This is a genomic window from Phocaeicola intestinalis, assembly GCF_014837065.1.
GTDB classification, from domain to species: domain Bacteria; phylum Bacteroidota; class Bacteroidia; order Bacteroidales; family Bacteroidaceae; genus Phocaeicola; species Phocaeicola intestinalis.
This window is the reverse complement of record NZ_JACSPP010000159.1, coordinates 1-537: the sequence shown is the minus strand read 5'-3', so window position 1 is coordinate 537 and position 537 is coordinate 1. Positions and strand designations below refer to the sequence as shown.

Annotated in this window: 2 protein-coding genes; both read right to left on the bottom strand. The window is 44.5% G+C overall.

All coding sequences use genetic code 11. From position 1 onward, the window contains the following. On the bottom strand, positions 1-181 hold a 181-nt coding region (locus H9625_RS17505), incomplete at its 3' end, for an AAA family ATPase (protein WP_191765615.1). A 14-nt stretch (positions 182-195) separates the two neighbouring features. Further along, a partial coding sequence (locus H9625_RS17500; protein ID WP_191765613.1) for a PD-(D/E)XK nuclease domain-containing protein occupies positions 196-537 on the bottom strand: 342 nt, incomplete at its 5' end.

Sequence of the window (537 nt, the reverse complement as noted above, 5' to 3'; positions counted from 1 at the left end):
TACCTAAGAAATAATTTTTCAAAGTAGATACAAGCAGGCTTTTCCCGAACCTGCGGGGACGGCTGAGGAAATAAATCACACCTTCCTTTACCAGTTGGTAGAGTAAATCCGTTTTGTCTACATAACAGTATCCTTCTGTTATCATTTTCTCAAAACTCTGTATGCCTATCGGGTATTTCATCATAGCGTATATTCTTATGGAATTTCTTGTTTATGGAGATTATTGAAAAAGGTATGCTGCTTGAAACGTTCGCTTTGCACTTTCCAGCCGTCAATGGTCCCGGTCTGCGAGGAGAAGCTGGCACCTATTTTATATACAGACCGCCTGTCGGAAGCGTAGGGGCGTGCGTAGCCTTTTTCCTCTACCTGCTTTAGGGCTTCATCTGCCGAACCGTCCAGCTTAAATTCGAAGATATAGACGTAATCGGGTGTCTCTACGATGCAGTCCACCCGTCCTTCACTCTGTTCCTTTTCGGTATAGACCGTGTAGACGCTGACCAGGCGGAATATCAGGTAGAACGTATAGTGGAAATAACG